Annotated in this window: 17 protein-coding genes; 9 read left to right on the forward strand and 8 right to left on the reverse strand. The window is 74.9% G+C overall.

Features of this window, described 5'->3' with window-relative positions; all coding sequences use genetic code 11:
* Positions 1 to 104 precede the first annotated feature (104 nt).
* The 3 genes from ACQEVU_RS30245 (at position 105) to ACQEVU_RS30255 (ending at position 2,255) form a co-directional block, all read left to right on the forward strand.
* Positions 105 to 524, forward strand: a complete 420-nt coding sequence (locus ACQEVU_RS30245; protein WP_433329439.1) for an MscL family protein — start codon at positions 105 to 107, stop codon at positions 522 to 524.
* Positions 525 to 563: 39 nt separating this feature from the next.
* Positions 564 to 1,652: a hypothetical protein gene (locus ACQEVU_RS30250; protein ID WP_433329441.1), complete on the forward strand. Its 1,089-nt coding sequence runs from the start codon at positions 564 to 566 to the stop codon at positions 1,650 to 1,652.
* 357 nt (positions 1,653 to 2,009) lie between these two features.
* Positions 2,010 to 2,255, forward strand: coding sequence for a hypothetical protein (locus ACQEVU_RS30255; RefSeq protein ID WP_433329443.1), 246 nt, complete (start codon positions 2,010 to 2,012; stop codon positions 2,253 to 2,255).
* Positions 2,256 to 2,391: 136 nt separating this feature from the next.
* On the opposite strand, the gene ACQEVU_RS30260 is transcribed toward ACQEVU_RS30255, so the two are convergent.
* On the reverse strand, positions 2,392 to 3,519 hold the full coding sequence (locus ACQEVU_RS30260; protein ID WP_433335138.1) for a Vms1/Ankzf1 family peptidyl-tRNA hydrolase: 1,128 nt from the start codon (positions 3,517 to 3,519) through the stop codon (positions 2,392 to 2,394).
* 334 nt (positions 3,520 to 3,853) lie between these two features.
* Here ACQEVU_RS30260 and ACQEVU_RS30265 point away from each other — a divergent pair, with 334 nt between their 5' ends.
* Positions 3,854 to 4,759, forward strand: a complete 906-nt coding sequence (locus ACQEVU_RS30265) for a GNAT family N-acetyltransferase (protein WP_433329445.1) — start codon at positions 3,854 to 3,856, stop codon at positions 4,757 to 4,759.
* Between the two features lies 1 nt (position 4,760).
* Here the strand turns inward: ACQEVU_RS30265 and ACQEVU_RS30270 are convergent, their stop codons facing one another.
* Positions 4,761 to 5,228 carry a group II truncated hemoglobin gene (locus ACQEVU_RS30270; protein WP_433329447.1) on the reverse strand — a complete coding sequence of 156 codons (468 nt, stop codon included), beginning with the start codon at positions 5,226 to 5,228 and terminating at the stop codon, positions 4,761 to 4,763.
* 50 nt (positions 5,229 to 5,278) lie between these two features.
* Here ACQEVU_RS30270 and ACQEVU_RS30275 point away from each other — a divergent pair, with 50 nt between their 5' ends.
* On the forward strand, positions 5,279 to 5,632 hold the full coding sequence (locus ACQEVU_RS30275; RefSeq protein WP_433329449.1) for a winged helix-turn-helix transcriptional regulator: 354 nt from the start codon (positions 5,279 to 5,281) through the stop codon (positions 5,630 to 5,632).
* A 44-nt stretch (positions 5,633 to 5,676) separates the two neighbouring features.
* Entirely contained in the window at positions 5,677 to 6,447 is a 771-nt protein-coding gene (locus tag ACQEVU_RS30280) for an alpha/beta hydrolase family protein (RefSeq protein ID WP_433329451.1), read from the forward strand.
* A gap of 9 nt (positions 6,448 to 6,456) precedes the next feature.
* Here ACQEVU_RS30280 and ACQEVU_RS30285 read toward each other — a convergent pair whose 3' ends face one another.
* The 3 genes from ACQEVU_RS30285 to ACQEVU_RS30295 all read right to left on the reverse strand — a co-directional run bounded on the left by ACQEVU_RS30285 (position 6,457) and on the right by ACQEVU_RS30295 (position 8,530).
* Complete coding sequence (locus tag ACQEVU_RS30285) at positions 6,457 to 7,029, reverse strand: hypothetical protein (RefSeq protein ID WP_433329453.1); 573 nt, start codon at positions 7,027 to 7,029, stop codon at positions 6,457 to 6,459.
* A 30-nt stretch (positions 7,030 to 7,059) separates the two neighbouring features.
* Positions 7,060 to 7,548 carry a hypothetical protein gene (locus tag ACQEVU_RS30290; RefSeq protein ID WP_433329454.1) on the reverse strand — a complete coding sequence of 163 codons (489 nt, stop codon included), beginning with the start codon at positions 7,546 to 7,548 and terminating at the stop codon, positions 7,060 to 7,062.
* A gap of 76 nt (positions 7,549 to 7,624) precedes the next feature.
* Positions 7,625 to 8,530 (reverse strand): sigma-70 family RNA polymerase sigma factor, encoded by a 906-nt coding sequence (locus ACQEVU_RS30295; protein ID WP_433329456.1) that lies wholly within the window; start codon positions 8,528 to 8,530, stop codon positions 7,625 to 7,627.
* A 68-nt stretch (positions 8,531 to 8,598) separates the two neighbouring features.
* Here ACQEVU_RS30295 and ACQEVU_RS30300 point away from each other — a divergent pair, with 68 nt between their 5' ends.
* Positions 8,599 to 9,153: a dihydrofolate reductase family protein gene (locus ACQEVU_RS30300; protein WP_433329458.1), complete on the forward strand. Its 555-nt coding sequence runs from the start codon at positions 8,599 to 8,601 to the stop codon at positions 9,151 to 9,153.
* Between the two features lie 221 nt (positions 9,154 to 9,374).
* Here the strand turns inward: ACQEVU_RS30300 and ACQEVU_RS30305 are convergent, their stop codons facing one another.
* The gene (locus tag ACQEVU_RS30305) at positions 9,375 to 9,893 is read right to left on the reverse strand and encodes a DUF664 domain-containing protein (protein WP_433329460.1); all 519 of its coding nucleotides are present in this window, start codon (positions 9,891 to 9,893) and stop codon (positions 9,375 to 9,377) included.
* A 158-nt stretch (positions 9,894 to 10,051) separates the two neighbouring features.
* Between ACQEVU_RS30305 and ACQEVU_RS30310 the strand changes: the two genes are divergently transcribed.
* Entirely contained in the window at positions 10,052 to 10,798 is a 747-nt protein-coding gene (locus tag ACQEVU_RS30310) for a hypothetical protein (RefSeq protein WP_433329462.1), read from the forward strand.
* A gap of 4 nt (positions 10,799 to 10,802) precedes the next feature.
* Here ACQEVU_RS30310 and ACQEVU_RS30315 read toward each other — a convergent pair whose 3' ends face one another.
* The gene (locus tag ACQEVU_RS30315) at positions 10,803 to 11,093 is read right to left on the reverse strand and encodes a peptidoglycan-binding protein (RefSeq protein WP_433329464.1); all 291 of its coding nucleotides are present in this window, start codon (positions 11,091 to 11,093) and stop codon (positions 10,803 to 10,805) included.
* A gap of 65 nt (positions 11,094 to 11,158) precedes the next feature.
* A complete protein-coding gene (locus ACQEVU_RS30320; RefSeq protein WP_433329466.1) occupies positions 11,159 to 13,828 on the reverse strand; it encodes an AAA domain-containing protein in 2,670 nt (889 codons plus the stop codon).
* Positions 13,829 to 14,028: 200 nt separating this feature from the next.
* Here ACQEVU_RS30320 and ACQEVU_RS30325 point away from each other — a divergent pair, with 200 nt between their 5' ends.
* Positions 14,029 to 16,074 (forward strand): hypothetical protein, encoded by a 2,046-nt coding sequence (locus tag ACQEVU_RS30325; RefSeq protein WP_433329468.1) that lies wholly within the window; start codon positions 14,029 to 14,031, stop codon positions 16,072 to 16,074.
* Positions 16,075 to 16,083 lie beyond the last annotated feature (9 nt).

The raw sequence follows: 16,083 nt of genomic DNA on the forward strand, positions 1-16,083 counted from the left end.
CATCGCGAGGTGACGCGGGCGCGCTCCCGCCCCTGGCCGGCTCGCGCGGTGGTTGCATGGGGCGACCGGGCACAGCGACCCGCTTCACCGCAGGGGAATACGCGATGTTGAAGGGCTTCAAGAACTTTCTCATGCAAGGCGACCTGATCGTCGTCGCGGTCGGCCTGGTCGTCGCCCTGGCCTTCAGCACCTTGATCAAGTCGTTCACCGACAGCGTCATCACGCCGCTGATCAACGCGATCGCGGGCGGGGGGACGACCGGGAAGGGCGTCGGCTGGACGATCAACGGTCAGCGGATCGACCTCGGCGCATTCATCGGCGCGGTCATCTACTTCGTCATCTTCATGGCGGTCATCTACTTCCTGATCGTCGTGCCGTACCGGGCCTACATGGCCCGGCGTGGCAAGACCGTCTTCGGTGACCCGCCGCCGACCAAGCAGTGCCCGAGCTGCAAGCTCGCCGACCTGCCGATGGGCGCGGTCCGGTGCCCGCACTGCACCAGCGAGCTCGCCGGGGTCGGCTGACCCGATTTTCTGTCGTACCCCTCCGGCAAGATGTCGGGCATGAGGCAGGGGTTGGACGAGGTCGACTGGGCGGGGCTCACGCACGCATACGGCCCGGCGGATGACGTGCCGGCGCTGATTCGTGCGCTGCTGTCACCGGACGCCGACGTGCGCGGCGAGGTGCGCCACGAGTTGTATTCGTGCATCGCACACCAGGGCACGCGATATCCGGCCACGGCGCCCGCCGTGCCCTTCCTGCTGGAGCTGGCCGCCGACTCGGCCACTCCCGACCGTGGGCAGCTCGTCGACTTCCTGGAGTTCGTCGCCACCGGTGACGGGCAGCCGACGTGGCGGCGATATCCGATCGGCGAGCTGCGGGCGGCCGGGCCGTCGTCCGCGCTGGCCGCCTATGACGCGGTCGCCGAGGGCGTGCCGCTGTTCGCCGCGCTGGTCGGCGACGCCGACGCGGAGATCGCCGTGCCGGCGGCGCAGGCGCTGGCGGTGTTCCCGGAGCATGCGGGGCGCTCCTCGGCGGCGCTCGCGGACGCCGCCGACGACGACGAGGCGCCCGTCGCGCTGGCCACGATGGCGCTGCTGGGCCTCGGGGCGGTCGCGCCGGCCGGGACGGGCGCGTATGACGAGATCCTGCGGCGGCGGATGCGGGACGACGACGGGGGCGTGCGGTGGGCGGCGGCGCTCGCCGCGGCCCGGCTGCGCCGGCCGGGCCTGCTGCCCGAGGCGCTCGCGGAGCTGCGCCGGTGGGCCGCCGCGCTGGTGCATGGGAAGGGCGGCGGCGCGCCCTGGTATGGCATCCGGGAGGACCTGGCGCTCGAGGAGCTGGCGGAGATCGATCCCGACGGGCACGACGAGCGAGTGCGGCCGATCCTGGACCGGCTGCTCGGCGAGACGCCCTCGTCCAACTGGCACAACCACCTGCTGATCATCCTCGAGCAGGCCGGCCTGCTCAGCGGCGCGGCGCCGGACCGGGGACCGGTGCCGCTGGAGGCGCTCGACGTCACGCAGCGCCGGCTGGTCGAGCAGCTCTGCGAGCGGCCCGACATCTTCGCCGGCGACGACGCCCTCATGCCGCTGGGCTGGGCGGGGCTGCCCGACACACTGGCCGCGCTGCGGCAGTATGCGGGCCGATAGCCGGCGGGACCTGAAGAGGCGCCATATGGCGATGCGACGTGAGAGCGGATGGTGGTTCGGGGATTCGGCCGCGGACCTCGGGGCATATCCCGTGCAGATCGGGCGACGGCTACGACACGCACGAGGGCCGGCGACCTCGATGCACTGGAGGCCGCCGAAGAAACCGGGCACCGAAGCCGAAACCGGACGTCGTGCGCCATGCTTCCGGGAGGCGGTGCGGGGGCATGGCGGCTAGCAGGTATATGCGGGTGCGGAAACCGGCAGCCGGAGAATGCAGGTGGCCGCGAGGCCATACCTCATCGGTACGAGAGAACGTGGAGTTAACGCCCACACCCTCTCGCGAACTGGTGATCAGCCATGACGACCTCCACAGTCGACCCGGTGCTGTGCATGGCGCTGTTCGTCTCCGACGCCTCACAGACGGCCGACCTCGACAACAGCACCGTTCGCGACACCGTCACCCGCACCCTCGAGCGGCTCGGCGCCGACGAGTGCTACGCCCGCGCCGCTGAAGAGTTCGGCAACCACCCCGACGTCGCCCTCCGCCGCATCACGTGGGCACGCAAACTGTGCTCCCGTGCCATGACGCTCGCCGCCGTCTGACCGGTAACGCGCCGGCGACACGGCAAGCGGCCATCGCCCCCGGCCGCACCGTGTCGCCGACCCGCACCACACGCTGATGCGGGTCGTTCTCCAGGACCTGGTCCCCCCAAGGTCCTCGACGAATGGGCGGACCGCGTCAGCGGCGGCGGGTGGCGGCGTCGGCGTAGCGCAGGACCGCGGCCACGCCGCCCGCGGCCGGGACCTCCTCCGGCGCGGCGAAGAGCAGGTCGGCCTCCGAGCAGGCGATCGCGCGGGCCAGTGCCGCGTCGGCGCGCACGCGCTGCGGGTTGACGACGCCCATGGCGAGCAGCTCGGCGCGGTCGAACGACACCTGCAGCGGCTCCGGGCCGATCCACAGCTCGGCCGTCGAGGTGGGGTCGTCGACGAGGAGAACCGTGTCGGCCTGGCCGCGCTGCAGCGCGGCGACGACCGCGGGCAGGCCGGCGCCGGCGGCGTCGTTGCCGTGCTGGGTGTGGTAGCGGTCGAACGCCACTCGCGCGTTGGCCGCGGCGCGCTGCGCGATCGCGGCGACCGTCACGTCGTCGAGGGCGGTGTGGTCGGCGCCGGGCGCGCGGGCGCCGGCGGCGATGTCGGTCTGCACCGTGCGCTCCTGCCAGTACTCCGGGAGCCGGGCGACGAGCATCGGGCGGGCCTGCGGGTCGCCGGCCACGACGATGACCTCGGCGGCGCAGTCCTGGGCGGCCTCGGCGACCGCGGCGGCCACGTCGCCGGCGTTGCGCTGCCAGGTGACGTGGGCGGCGCGCTGGTACCGCGGCTGCGACCAGCCACCCGGCTTCACGCGATGCAGCGGGAACGTCTCGCGGCCCTCGACCTCGGCGGTGTGCACGAGCCGGCCGGCGTCGACCGCCTCGATGTCGCCGCCGGTGCGGTCGACGCGCACCTGGACGTACGGGAGGGACTCGCCGAGCTGGGCCAGCAGCGGCATGACGTGCGGCAGCGGGCCGAACGCGGCGATCTCGCGCCGCGGCGGCGCGGGCAGGACGCGGCTCAGCGCGGTCCGGCCACCGGCGGCGAACGCGACCAGGCCCTGCGGGCCCTCGCCGGCGGGCCGCTCGAGCAGGGTCGCCTCGAGCGCACCGGCCGTGGCCGGGCCGCAGCCGGCCATCTCGAGCGCCGCGCGGGCCGCCCGCCAGCGCAGCCGGACCTGCGTGGCGGCGTCCTCGGTGTTGCGGGTGCCGTCGAGGTACACCGACGCCCAGGGCCCCGCCGTCTCGTACAGCGGGCGCAGGAAGGACAGATGCATGCTCGCCTCCTCGGTGACGATTCGGCTCATCCGGGCTCCACTACCCACTTCGCCGCTGAATCCACCCGGTCACCGGGCGTTGCGCCTGCGTGCGGCGGCCCGCGCAGCGCAGCAGGCGCAGGTGAGGGACCTCCTCGCTGCGCGCGATGGCCGTGGAGCAGTGCCCTGCGATACCGGCCGATCGCGCTGGGCGGGCCCCGGCGTGAGCGGCGGGCGATAAAGGCGTTGCGCGGCGGCGGCCGCGGCGGGTACAACGGGCGCCGGCGGCGAACGACCGCCGGGAAGGAGGAGCCAGCAATGTCCGCTGTACGCGTCACGAACACTGGAGCCTCACATGCAACGCACCTTCCGCCCCATCGCGGGGCGTGACGAGCTCGACCTCTTCCGCAGCCTGCCGTCCGTGCTCGACCCGGAGCTCGACGGCGACCTCGACGCCGGGCGGCGCCGGCCCGAATGGCTCTGGATGGCCCTCGACGGCGACCGCGTCGTCGCCAAGGCCGCCTGGTGGAGCCGCGCCGGGGACGCCGAGCCGCTGCTCATGGACCACTTCGAGTTCGCCGAGGGACACGACGGCGCGGGCGAGGAGCTCGTCCGCACGGCCCTCGCGGCGATCGCGCCCGGCGCGACGGCGCCGGAGTACATCCGCTTCATCCCGCCGGACTGGCGCGACGACCCGGAGCCGGTGCGCTCGCGCATGGCGGTGCTGGAGCGCCTCGGCGCCCGGGCCCTCGTCGAGCGCCTCCGGCTGGAGTGGCGGCCGGGGGCCGGCATTCCCGCCGCCTCCGGTCGTCTGCAGTTCCGCAGCTTCAGCGGTACCGCAGAAGCCCTGGATCTGATGACGAAGGCCGTCGAGGGCACCCTCGACGCCCACCACCGGTCCGACCTCGAGCGGCTCCCGCCGCGGGCCGTCGCCGAGGAGCACCTGCACGGCGAGCTGGTCAAGTACCCGAGCCCGGCCGAATGGTGGCGGGTGGCGACCCTGCCCGGCGGCGAGCCGGTCGGGTTCGTGTTCCCGGCCCGCAACGGCTACGGGCCGATCATCGCCTACATCGGCGTCCTTCCCGAGCACCGCGGCCGCGGCTACATCGACGACGTGCTCGCCGAGGGCACCCGCGTCCTGGCCGAGCAGGACGCGCCGCGGATCCGGGCGACGACGGACGTCGGCAACGGGCCCATGGCCCGGGCGTTCGCCCGGGGCGGCTACGACAACTACCAGAACGAGATCAACATGGTCTGGTAGCTCAGCCCGCGTACGGCGGCGCCACGCCCCAGCCCCAGCGCGGGACGGGCGCCTGGCGGACCGGGTCGGCACCCGGCTGGGAGTTGCTCACGGCCAGCCGGGTGCCCCACTCGATGTAGCCGGCGAACGCGGCCCGGAACTCGGGGTCGTCGGGCAGGCCGGCCGCGTCGGCGGCGTCCATGATGAGGTTCACCCAGCGCCGCCGCTGCGGCTCGGTGATGGCCAGGCCAATGTGCTTGCTCAGCATGTGCGGGTAGCCGCCGTGCTCGGTCGTGTACACGGCGGGGCCGCCGAAGACCTCGGCCAGCCACAGCGCCACGTAGCGCGCGTGCTCGGCGTCCATGCCGGCGAACATCGGGGCGAGCACCTCGTCGGCGCGGACGCGCTCGTAGAACGCGTCACACAGGCGCACGAACGCTTCCGTCCCGCCGGCCCATTCGTACAACGTCGGAGTCTCTGGTTGGCTCACACCAGGCACACGATCACGCACCGGGCGGCGCCACAAGTACGCACCTTCCGGTGAGTACCCCGGAGGCGAGCATGCTCAAGCGGTACCACTGCCCGGTCGAACTGGCCGTGGACGTCGTCGGCGGCAAGTGGCGCCCGGTGATCCTGGCCCACCTCAAGGAGGGCGTGCACCGCTACGGCGAGCTGCGCCGGCGGATGCCGCACGTGAGCGAGAAGATGCTCGTGCAGCGGCTGCGGGAGCTCGAGGCCGACGGGCTCGTCGCGCGGCGGGGCCTGGGCACCAACCCGCCGCACGTGGAGTACGAGCTCACCGCCGAGGGCCGCAGCCTCGCCCCCGTCCTGCAGGCCCTCTACGACTGGGGCGCCGCCCGCGCCGAGCGGACCGGCACCCAGGTCGGCGATTGATGCAACCGGATCGGCCGCTCGCGAGTCGCATCGATATGCGCATCGTGACGGGGACCCTGTGCCTTTTCCTGCTGGCCGCCTGCGCCGGCCCCGACAAGCCCGCGGCGACGGCGGCGCCGTCCGCGACGACCAGGGCGGCGCCGAGCCCGACGGACCGGCTCTGCGCCGACCCGGAGCTCAACGACAAGCAGGTCGCGTTCGCCGGGCAGGCCGGGACGTACCTCGCCGGCTACCTGCTCGGCCAGGGCGGCGTGACCCTCGTCCTCGCACCGCAGGCCGCCGCCACCGGCTGCTCATGGCTCGCCTGGGCGAAGCAGCAGGCCGCCGCCGGCTACCGGGTCCTCGCGTTCGACTTCAACGGCGAGGGCCGCTCGCAGCGCGCCGAGACCGGCCGCGCCTCCGGCGACATCGCCGCCGCCGTCGCGTTCGCCCGGGCCAAGGGCGGCCGCGACGTCGTGCTCATCGGCGCCTCCCGCGGCGCCACCGCGACCCTCGTCGCCGCCGCCGGCCTCGAGCCGCCGGCCACCGCCGTCATCAGCCTGTCCGGCCCGGCCGACTACGCCGGGGAGGACGCCCTGCCGGCGGTGCCGCGGCTGGACGTGCCGGTGCTGTACGTCGCGGCGAGCGGCGACAGCGCCTTCGCAAGCTCCGCGCAGCAGCTGTACGACGCCACCCCCGGCAACCGGCGCAGCCTCGCGATCGTGCCCGGCCAGCTGCACGGCACCGCGCTGCTCACCGTGACCGGCGACGGCGCCGCCGAGGCGGCGAAGGCCGTCGAGGACTTCCTCAAGGCCGGTGCCCCGCCGAAGCCGTGAGGCCGGGCGTCACCACTGCAGCTCGACGCCCTGGCGGACGGACGGGGTGTGCTCGTGCGCGGCGGCGAACGCCTCGCGCTCGGCGTCGTCGTCCGGGCCGAGCGCGAAGCGGGTGCTGCGCCAGCCGCAGTCGCACCGGGCCTGGTAGAACTCGGTGTCGCGCTCCGAGGTCAGCCGGACCGACGCGCGGTGGTGCAGCTCGATGGTGTACCGCCCGGAGATCCACAGCACCGCGACCGCCGCGGCGGCGATGGCCAGGCCGGCGATGCCCGCGGTGATCGGCAGCGCCAGGGCGGCCGGCATCGTGGGGTCGTCGCTGTCGAACTGCAGCCCGAACGCGGCCAGCGACACGCCGATGATCCCGGGCGGCAGGTTGCGCACGAGCATCGGCCGGGTGCGCACCCACGGCGCCAGCAGCCCGCCGGCGAGCGCGCCGAGCGCCACGTACAGCGCGAGGAGGGGCCGGCCGTCGGCGACGTCGTCGCTGAGCCACAGGGCCCGCGGAACGCGGCGCCGGCCGCCGGGGGCAGTAGCGCGAGGACGACGAGCGAGTACTCGTTGGGCTTCAACCCGTCCACGCATCGATGGTCGCACCTGTCGGCAACGCGACGCTCAGACGCACTCCCCCGGCGCCGCACGCAGCACGGTGCCGAGGTGGTCGGCGGCGGCGCACAGCCCGGCGACCGCGTCGGCGACCATCGGCCCGGCCGCACGGGCGGTGCCGCGGTGGGCGAGCAGCTCGATGAGCACGCCGAGGGTGGTGGCGACGGCGTCGGCGTGCGCGTCGGGCCGGCGGCCGCGCTCCCGGGTGACGCTCTGCTGCACCCACGCCAGCCGCGCCGCCTGCAGCCGGTCCACCCGCCCCGGGCCGGCGGCGTCGCGGTCGGCCTGCCAGTGCAGGTCGGCGCGGTCGTCGACGCCGAGCCCGGCCAGGGTCTCGAGGGCCTCGAGCCGCTCGACGAGCGCCGCGGTGATGTGGGCGAGCAGCTCCGCGCGGCGGCGGTCGTCGTCGTGGTCCTTCATGATGTACAGCGGGTCGCCCGGAACTCCCAGGACGGTCATGGCCCGCAGCAGGTCGTCGGTGCTCGGCAGGGTCCGCACCCGGCCAGGGTAGGCCCGCCTCACGCTCCGGGCTGTGACGAATCCGGCAGCTCAGGGCTGTGACGAATCCGGCAGCTCAGGGCTGTGACGAATCCGGCAGCCCGAACCGCGTGAACAGCGCCGGCTCCTCCCACGCGTCGATGCCGGCGAGCCGGCCGTCCTCGACCCGCAGCACGATGATCGCGAACGCCCGGTAGGTGCCGGCGCCGGCCGCGCGCACGTACGCGGCGACGGCCGGCTGCCGGTTCGCCGCCGTCGGCACCATCCGCCACGCCCCGGGCGTGTTCATGCCTTCGCGTAGCCCCGCGGCGACCGGGTCCCGCCCGTCCCACACGCCGGCGCCCGGCTCGATGCTCAGCCGCACGTCCCGGCTCAGCAGCGCGATGAGCTTCTCCGGGTCGGCGCTCTCGTGCGCCTCGATGTAGCGGCGCACGATCTCCCGCTCGGCCGCGTCGCCGCCGCGGGCCGGCCACTGCAGGCGCCCGCCCGGCCACCGCCCGCGCAGCGTCTCCCGGGCCCGCTGCAGCGCGCTGTTGGCCGCGGTGACCCCGATGCCGAGCAGCCCCGCCGCCTCGGCCGCGGAGAACGCGAGCACGTCGCGCAGCACGAACACGGCCCGCTGCCGCGGCGGCAGCAGCCGGATCGCCGCCATGAACGCCAGCGACACCGTCTCCCGCCCGACCGCGACGGCGTCGGGCCCGGGTGCGTCGTCGAGGAGCTGGTCCGGGTACGGCTGCAGGCTCGGCTCCGCCCGTCGCAGGGTGTCCAGGCAGGCGTTGGTGGCGATACGGTACAGCCACGTGCGGGCACTGGCGCGCTCCTCGAACCCGTCGCGCCCCCGCCATGCGCGCAGGAACACCTCCTGGACGTGCTCCTCGGCGAGCTCGGCCGAGCCGAGCATCCGGTAGCAGTGCAGCTGCAGCTCGCGGCGGTAGCGCCGGCTCAGCTCGGCGAACGTGTCGGCGTCCACGACCACTGTCATACCCGTACGGACGCACCCCGTCCGGTTTTTCACCGGTGAGATATGCCGTGCCGCACGTCGGTACGGTCATGAGCGACGTCGAAATCAACATCACCGTGTCCGTCGACGGCTTCGTCACCGGCCCGGACCCCGGCCCCCACCAGGGCCTGGGCGCCGGCGGCGAGCCCCTGCACGACTGGCTGGAGCACCCCGCCGGCCGCGCGCTGTCCGCCGCGACGTTCGCCGCCGCGGGGGCGGTCGTCACGAGCCGCACGGTGTACGACGTGACGTCCGGCTGGGGCGACGACGGCTTCTACCACATGCCGGTCTTCGTGGTCACCCACCGCGTCGAGCCCCCGGTCCGCAAGTCCGACACCACGTTCACGTTCGTCGACGGCGTCGCACCGGCGATCGCCGCCGCGAAGGCGGCCGCGGGCGGCAAGGACGTGCACGTGATGGGCGGCGCGTCGATCGCGCAGCAGGTCCTGGCGGCGGGCCTGGCCGACCGCCTGCGCCTGCACGTGGCCCCGATGCTGCTCGGCGCCGGCACGCCGCTCTTCGCGGGCGGCGCCCCCGCCGCCCTGACCCACGTGGAGACGGTCGACACCCCGTCGGCCACGCACATCACCTACCGCGTCGGCTGACCGCGTTGACTATCCGTTCCGGATGATGTCCAACCCGTGATCCACGGGCAGGGACGCTACGCCTGTGGCGCCGGGTGCGCCTCCTTCGCGGCGACCTCCACGATGAGGCCGGCGGCGGCCGGCACGGCGCGGCGCCCCGGCGCGAGCAGGTCCGGCAGCGCGGCGACGGCGGTGGCCCCGCGGCCCGCAATCAGCCGGAATCGGTCGGCCGTTCGGATGATTTATCGGCGCTCAAGCACGCCGCGCAGCAGCGCCGCCTGGCCGGCGTGCTCCAGGCCCTCGACCAGGACGCCGGCGAGGCGGGCGCGGGCGGTGGCCGTGTCGCCCAGGGTCGGGCTGAACGCGGGGGCGCTGAGGTCCGGTGCATTGTCCACGATGGACAGCAGGCGGGCCGTCACCGCGCGGTGATAGCCGGCGAGCACCGAAGGGGCCGGGCTGCGAAACGCCGCCATTTCCGCCGGTGTGTGGCGGTATCCGGTTTCGTCGGGGTCGGCGGCGCGGCCGAATCGAGTGTGCCAATTTTCGGCGATCCACAGCTGCGCCACGCCGAGCAGTTCGCTGCCGTTGCGGTCGTGGCTGCGGGACAAATGCCACACGAGCCAGCCTATGCCGTTGGTGCCGGGCTCGGCGGAAACGTTGAGCAGCAAAGGATCGATGCCGTCCAGAACCGCCAGGACGTCGTGTTCGATGCGCTCCACGAGATCGCGCGCCAGCAGCCGCCACGGTGCGTCGTCGTACATCCGACCATGGTGACGGCGAGGGGGCGGGAAATGCCAGTTATCAGGACACGTGGAGGTCCATGCATGCCATGTGGCACGGTGCCTTTAGGCTGTGTCGAATTCGTGGCGGCAGGGCGTCGCGGCGAGCCGATACATTTCCGTGCATTGGAGGTGGGGCGGTGTCACAGAATGCGAACGGGGAAGACAGTTTAGGCCGGCGCAACGCCTGGCTGTACTACGCGCTCGTGGGCGGTGCCGGCATCGTGCTGCTGCCGTTCGCGGTGGTGATGCACGCCGAGCTCTGGACGGAGCTCGTCGCGGTGGTGCTCGTGGTCGTGGCCGGCGCGGGGGTGCTGGTCAATGCGGGGCGGCGGCCGAAGCCGCGCCTGCTGTCGATCCGGCCGGGGCAGTTCGTGGCGCCGCCGTCGTACTCGGGGCTGGCCACCAACGCGGCAACGTTCCCGCCGCTCGTCGCGCTGCTGCTGTCCATCGTCTACGACGACGACAGCTGGGGCGTGTTCACCTGGATGCTGTTCGCGGTGACGCTCGCCATCGCCTACTTCGGGGTCGTGTCGGTCCTGATGCTCGTGCGCGGCACGGGCCTGCTGGTGCTGCGCCCCGACGGGCTGAGCGTGGTCGACGCGTTCGTCACGTACGACGTGCCGTGGGAGGCCATCATGACCGGCCCGCTGCCGACGGTGTTCGGCGTGGGTCGCCTGGGCATCCTGTGGCCGGAGCTGGTGAAGAGCCACGGCCTGGGCCGGCGGCGCAACCTGCAGCGCATCCAGCTGCAGCTGCAGCGTTCGGCGGTGAACCGCGAGTTCCTGCACGACGCCGTCAACCACTACCTCAACCACCCCGAGGACCGCGGGGCGATCGGCACCGAAGAGGGCCTGATGCACCTCCTCGGCGCGCTGCCCGCCTAGGGCGTCAGGCGGCCATGCCCAGGGCGCGCAGGTGGCGCGCCTCGCGGGCCGAACGGGCCAGGGCCTGCGTGGTGCGCGGCCCGGCCACCCCGTCGACGACCAGGCCCGCCCGGGCCTGGAAGCGGCGCAGCGCGAGCGGCACCGCGGCCGCGAACGAGTCGGGGCGCAGCAGCCCGATCTCGACGAGCAGCGAGCGCACCTCGCGCGGGTCGGCCGGCGGCACGGCGTCGTCGGAGGCGCTCACGGCGCCGGCGAGCGCGGCCCCGACGACGGTGAAGATGCGGCGTACGGTCATACGTCGAGTGTGATGCGCAAACCGCTGCGCGGCTTCAGGGAAAACCCTGTCAACCGACCCTGAAATCACAGGTCGAGGGCCGCGCGTACCGCATCCGCACCCCATCTGCTGGCGAACGCCTCCCGAAGCGTCCAGCCGGCCCGCCGCAGCTCCCGCTGCCGGTCCAGGTGCGCCGCGTCACCGTCCGGGTGCGGCGCGCATACGTAGCCGACGCCGTCGACGACCAGGTCGACTGTCCAGTTCCCGACCGCGTACGCCACCCGGGCGTCGCGCCCGGCCGCCGCCAGCTCCTTGGCCAGCCGCTCCGCCCACGGCACCGGCGTGCCGTCCGGGCCGGCGGGCGCCGGCGGCGCGGCGGCGTGCGCGAGGAAGTCGCCGATCAGACCGCTGCCGCGGGTCAGGGACGTGACGACGACGAGGCGCCGCCGGGCGCGGGTGGTCATGACGTTGAACAGGTTGGGGTCGGCGGCGAAGCGGACCCGGGCCGGGGTGTCGGCGTCGGTGAGGGCCAGCGAGACGATGACCGTGTCGGCCTCGGCGCCCTGGAACGCGTGCACCGTCCCCGAGCGCAGCCCGAGCCGGTCGATCTCCTCCACGGGGTACACCCGCAGCAGCTCGGCCTCGATCGCGTCGGCCTGGGCGCGAAACGGCGTGACGACCCCGATGCTCGTCGCGCCCCGCTGCGCCCGCTCGCGGACGGCCTCGAGGACGGCGTCGACCTCGGCCCGGTTGACGCCGTCGCGCACGGCCGCGCCGGGCACGCGCACGACGTCGATCGCGGCCTGGCGCTCGGTCGCCGGGGTGCGGGTCATGAGCGTCAGCCGGCCGTCGTAGAAGCGGCGGGCGGCGAAGCCGATGAGGTGTGGCGCGCACCGGTAGTGCTCGCTGAGCCACGTGACGGGCGCGGCGCCGACGGCCACGTCGAAGGCGCTGGAGCGCCGCACGTCGATCCGGTCGGGCAGCCCGTGGCGCTGCAGCGTCTCGGCCACGTCGACGTCGGCGACGAACGACACGAACCGCAGCTGGCTCGGGTCGCCGGCGACGAGGGCGCGGCGGGCCCGGGCGAGGACGGGCGCGGCCCGGATCTGGTCGATGTGCGCCGCCTCGTCGAGGATGACCAGGTCGAACAGGCCCGGCGTGGGCGGCAGCAGGTCCTCGACGTCGGCGACGGTGCCGACCCACAGCGGCATGGCCCGCACGAGCGCGGGCCCGTCGAGCGCGGCGAGGGCCTCCCGGCGGCGGTTGCGCCCGGCCCGCAGTGCGGCGGCGAGGCCCGTGGCGCTGCGCCGCGCGTCGCCGCCCCACCGGTCCGCGGCCGCGGCGTCGTCGCGCATCGCCGCGCCGACCGCGTCGCGCAGCCGCTCCTCGGCCGCCTCCAGCGCCGGCCACACCGCCGCGAGATCGGTGCCGCCGTTCACCGCGAGCGTCGCCGCGGCCCGGTCGGCCTCGAGCGCCTCGAGCAGCGCCGGCAGCCGGTCGGGCCCGACCCCGGCCATCCGCCGCACCCGCCAGTCCCGCAGAAAACGAGAAGCCAAAAGCCTTCTTGCCCGCGGTACGTCGAAATCTCCGGCGAACACCCGCGGCGCCTCGGCCCGCAGCCCGGCCAGCAGCGGCTCCCACACCCGCATCGCGGCGGCCCGCCGCTCGAGCTCGAGCGCGGCCCCGACCCCGTCCTCGAGCGCCCGGACGGCGGCCGCGGCCGCGCCGGCCTCCTCCCGCCGCCGCTGCAGCGCCCGCGCGGCGACGCCCTCGGGCCGGCCCTCGGCGAGCCGCTGCGCGAACCGGTCGCGGCGCTCGGCGTCGCCGAACAGGACCGGCTCGGCCCCCGGATACCGGCTCAGCAGCTCCCCGAGCACCTGCGCGGCGTGCGGGGCCTGGGTGGCGACGAGCACGGACCCGCCGCGGTACACCGTGTCGAGCGCCGCGGCGACGACGGCGTGGCTCTTGCCGTTGCCCGGCGGCCCGGACACGACGACGACGCGCTCGCGCCGCACCCGCCGCACGACGTCGCGCTGGGCGGCGTTGAGGGGCAGCGGGGAGTACACCTCCTCGGCGCCCGGCTCCCCCGCCGCGGCGGCATCGGCGTAGACGGCGGCGAGCGCGGTCTGCTCCAGCCCGGCCCGCGCCGACCAGGCCCGCAGCGTGTCGCGCAGCCCCGCCGAGGACACGTCGCGCACCACGTACAGCGCGGCGGCGGCCTGCCCGAGCAGCTCCCCGTCGGCGGCCCGCCCGGCCGGCGCCTCGTCGTAGGCGATCCGGTCCGGCTTGAACCCGGCCGCCTCCGCCGCGGTCCGGACCCAGGCGATGATCTCGACCCCGGTGAGCCAGGCGGCCCCGCCCAGGCCCGGCGACGCCTCGAGCGCCGCCGCGACCTCCCGGTCGGTGATCAGCGGCGTGACCTCGAGATCCCCGGCGGCGACGACCCGGTGCCCGCGCAGCCCGCCCCCGGACCGCTCCAGCCGGACCGGCTCGGACACCAGCGGCAGCCGCAGCCGCCGGGCCGACCCGTCGACCTCGGCGGTCCCGATCAGCCACGCCCACCCGCGCCGCAGAATCCGCTCGTCGCGGTGCAGCGCGTCGAGCGCGGCGAGCCGGTCGGCGTCCCGCCCGCGCGGCGCCCGCTCGGGATCGGCGAGCCAGACGAGCGGCTGGTCCCCCTTGGCCACGTCCAGCACCCGGTCCCGCCCGGCCGGGGCAAGATCGGCGAGGGCGGCGAGGACGCGGCTGGGATCCATAGGTGCCCGATTCTGTCACCGTCCCCGACCGGCACGCTCGCCCGCGCCGGCCCGCGCCGCGCGGCGCACCTGCCCGATCCGCGGCGCAGACGCTACGGTGACGACACCCGCACAGCCGTGGAGGAGATCTGACTCCAGGAGGATCGACCATCCCCTCCGGCCCGCCGCGACGCGGAGGCCGCCGGGCCCGTGGCGTTGCCGTGTATATCGGCGGTGCCGTCGCGCTCGCCGGCGTCGCCGCGACGGCGGTCCTGCCGCCGGCCGACCGGCTGATCACGCTTGCCGCCGGCATCGCCGCCTGGGCCGGGCTGGTCGCGGCCACAGCGGCAGGCAGGGGGCTCACCGACCTCGTGACCGCGCCTGCCGTGCTCATCGCGGTCATCGCCCTCGCGGTCATCGCCGTTCCCGGCTGGGCCTATCTCGCCCACGGCGGGGACTGGCGCGGCTGGATGCTGTCCGTGCTGGCCAAGGCGGCAATCGTCGGCGGCCTGGCCGTGCGGTTGCTCGGCACAAGAACGCTGCGAGCGGCCGACCCGGATGCCTGGGCGGAGGAGGTCAACACGGTCCTGGAGCGAGCACTCCAGGTCGACGACCCGGCCGCGCTGGACCGGGGCATCGAGCTGCTCCACCGGGCCATGCAGAGTATTTCCGCCGACCACCCCAACCAGGCGGTCTACCTGCACAACCTGTGCCTCGTGCTGCAGGTCCGCTTCGAGCGGGCCGGCGCGGTGGCCGACCTCGACGCCGCGGTCGAGGCCGGCCGCGCCGCGGTGGCCGCCACCCCCGCCGGCCACCCCGAACAGGCAGGACGGCTGTCCAACCTCTCCACCGCGCTCCAGCGGCGGTTTCAGCGGCACGGGAAACTGGCCGACCTCGACGCCGCGTTTGCGGCCGGGCGCGCCGCGGTGGCCGCCACCCCCGCCGCCCACCCCGAACTGGCACTCCGGCTGTCCAACCTCAGCCTCGCGTTGGGCGCCCGGTTTGAACGGTACGGGGACCCGGCCGAGCTCGACGCCGCGGTCGACACCGGACGCGCCGCGGTGGCCGCCACCCCCGCCGGCCACCCCGAACGGGCAGGACGGCTGTCCAACCTCGCCCGCGTACTCCAGATCCGGTTCGACCGGGTCGGGGAGCCGGCCGACCTGGACGCCGCCGTCGCCGCCAGCCGGGCCGCGTTGGCCGCCACCCCCACCGGCCACCCCGACCAGGCGACGTTCCTGTCCAACCTCGGCTTCATGCTGCGGACACGGTTCGAGCAGGTCGGGGAGCTGGCTGACCTGGGCGCCGCGGTCGAGGCCGGCCGGGCCGCGGTGGCCGCCACCCCCGCCGGCCACCCCGAGCGGCCAGGCCGGCTGGCCAACCTCGCCGGCGCGCTCCAGCGTCAGTTCGATCGAACCGGAGAACTGGCTGCCGTGGACGGCGCGGTCGAGGCCGGCCGGGCCGCGCTCGCCGCCGCCCCCGCCGGCCACCCCGACCGGCCGATGTACCTGTCGAACCTCAGCGTCATGCTGAAGGCCCGGTTCGACGGGTACGGGGAGCCGGCCGATCTGGACGCCGCGGTCGAGGCCGGCCGCGCCGCGGTGGCCGCCACACCGGTCGGCCACCGCGAACAGGCGGGCTGGCTGTCCAACCTCGGCGTCGCGCTGCGGGCCCGGTTCGACAGGGCCGGGGAGCCGGCCGACCTCGACGCCGCGATCGAGGCCGGGCGCGCCGCGGTGGACGCCGCCCCCGCCGGCCACCCCGACCGGGCGATGTACCTGTTCAACCTCGGCATCGCGCTGCGGGCCCGGTTCGGGCGAGCCGGGGAACCGGCCGAAGCGCAGGCGGCGCTGGATGCGTGGCAACGTGCGGCCACGGCGGTCACGGCGCCGGTCGCGATACGGATCGCGGCCGGTCAGTTCTGGGGCGAATTGGCCGCATCGCTGCAACGATGGCCGGATTCGGTCGACGGTTACGCCATCACCACCGGGCTGTTGCCGCTGCTGGCCTGGCGGGGGGTGGGTCGGTCCAGCCGCGAACTACGGCTGGCCGAATGGAGCGGGCTCGCCGCCGACGCGGCGGCCTGCGCCATCGCTGCCGGCCAACCAGGCCGGCCGCTCGAGCTCCTCGAACAGGGTCGCGGCATGCTGTGGTCGCAGATGCTCGAGACCCGCGCAGACCTCCTCGCGCTGCGGGAGGCGAGCCCCGATCTGGCCGCAAGGCTGGATACGGTCCGCGCCGGGCTGAACCGGTCCGGCACACGCTGACGCCGCTGC

It is taken from the genome of Dactylosporangium sp. CA-139066 (genome assembly GCF_050936175.1).
In the GTDB taxonomy this organism is placed as follows: domain Bacteria; phylum Actinomycetota; class Actinomycetes; order Mycobacteriales; family Micromonosporaceae; genus Dactylosporangium.

Bases quoted from the DNA above. Each gene is read 5' to 3' on its own strand.
- ACQEVU_RS30245 (WP_433329439.1), top strand. From the start codon at position 105: ATGTTGAAGGGCTTCAAGAACTTTCTCATGCAAGGCGACCTGATCGTC.
- ACQEVU_RS30250 (WP_433329441.1), top strand. From the start codon at position 564: ATGAGGCAGGGGTTGGACGAGGTCGACTGGGCGGGGCTCACGCACGCA.
- ACQEVU_RS30255 (WP_433329443.1), top strand. From the start codon at position 2,010: ATGACGACCTCCACAGTCGACCCGGTGCTGTGCATGGCGCTGTTCGTC.
- ACQEVU_RS30260 (WP_433335138.1), bottom strand. From the start codon at position 3,519: ATGCATCTGTCCTTCCTGCGCCCGCTGTACGAGACGGCGGGGCCCTGG.
- ACQEVU_RS30265 (WP_433329445.1), top strand. From the start codon at position 3,854: ATGCAACGCACCTTCCGCCCCATCGCGGGGCGTGACGAGCTCGACCTC.
- ACQEVU_RS30285 (WP_433329453.1), bottom strand. From the start codon at position 7,029: ATGCGTGGACGGGTTGAAGCCCAACGAGTACTCGCTCGTCGTCCTCGC.
- ACQEVU_RS30295 (WP_433329456.1), bottom strand. From the start codon at position 8,530: ATGACAGTGGTCGTGGACGCCGACACGTTCGCCGAGCTGAGCCGGCGC.
- ACQEVU_RS30300 (WP_433329458.1), top strand. From the start codon at position 8,599: ATGAGCGACGTCGAAATCAACATCACCGTGTCCGTCGACGGCTTCGTC.
- ACQEVU_RS30305 (WP_433329460.1), bottom strand. From the start codon at position 9,893: ATGTACGACGACGCACCGTGGCGGCTGCTGGCGCGCGATCTCGTGGAG.
- ACQEVU_RS30315 (WP_433329464.1), bottom strand. From the start codon at position 11,093: ATGACCGTACGCCGCATCTTCACCGTCGTCGGGGCCGCGCTCGCCGGC.
- ACQEVU_RS30320 (WP_433329466.1), bottom strand. From the start codon at position 13,828: ATGGATCCCAGCCGCGTCCTCGCCGCCCTCGCCGATCTTGCCCCGGCC.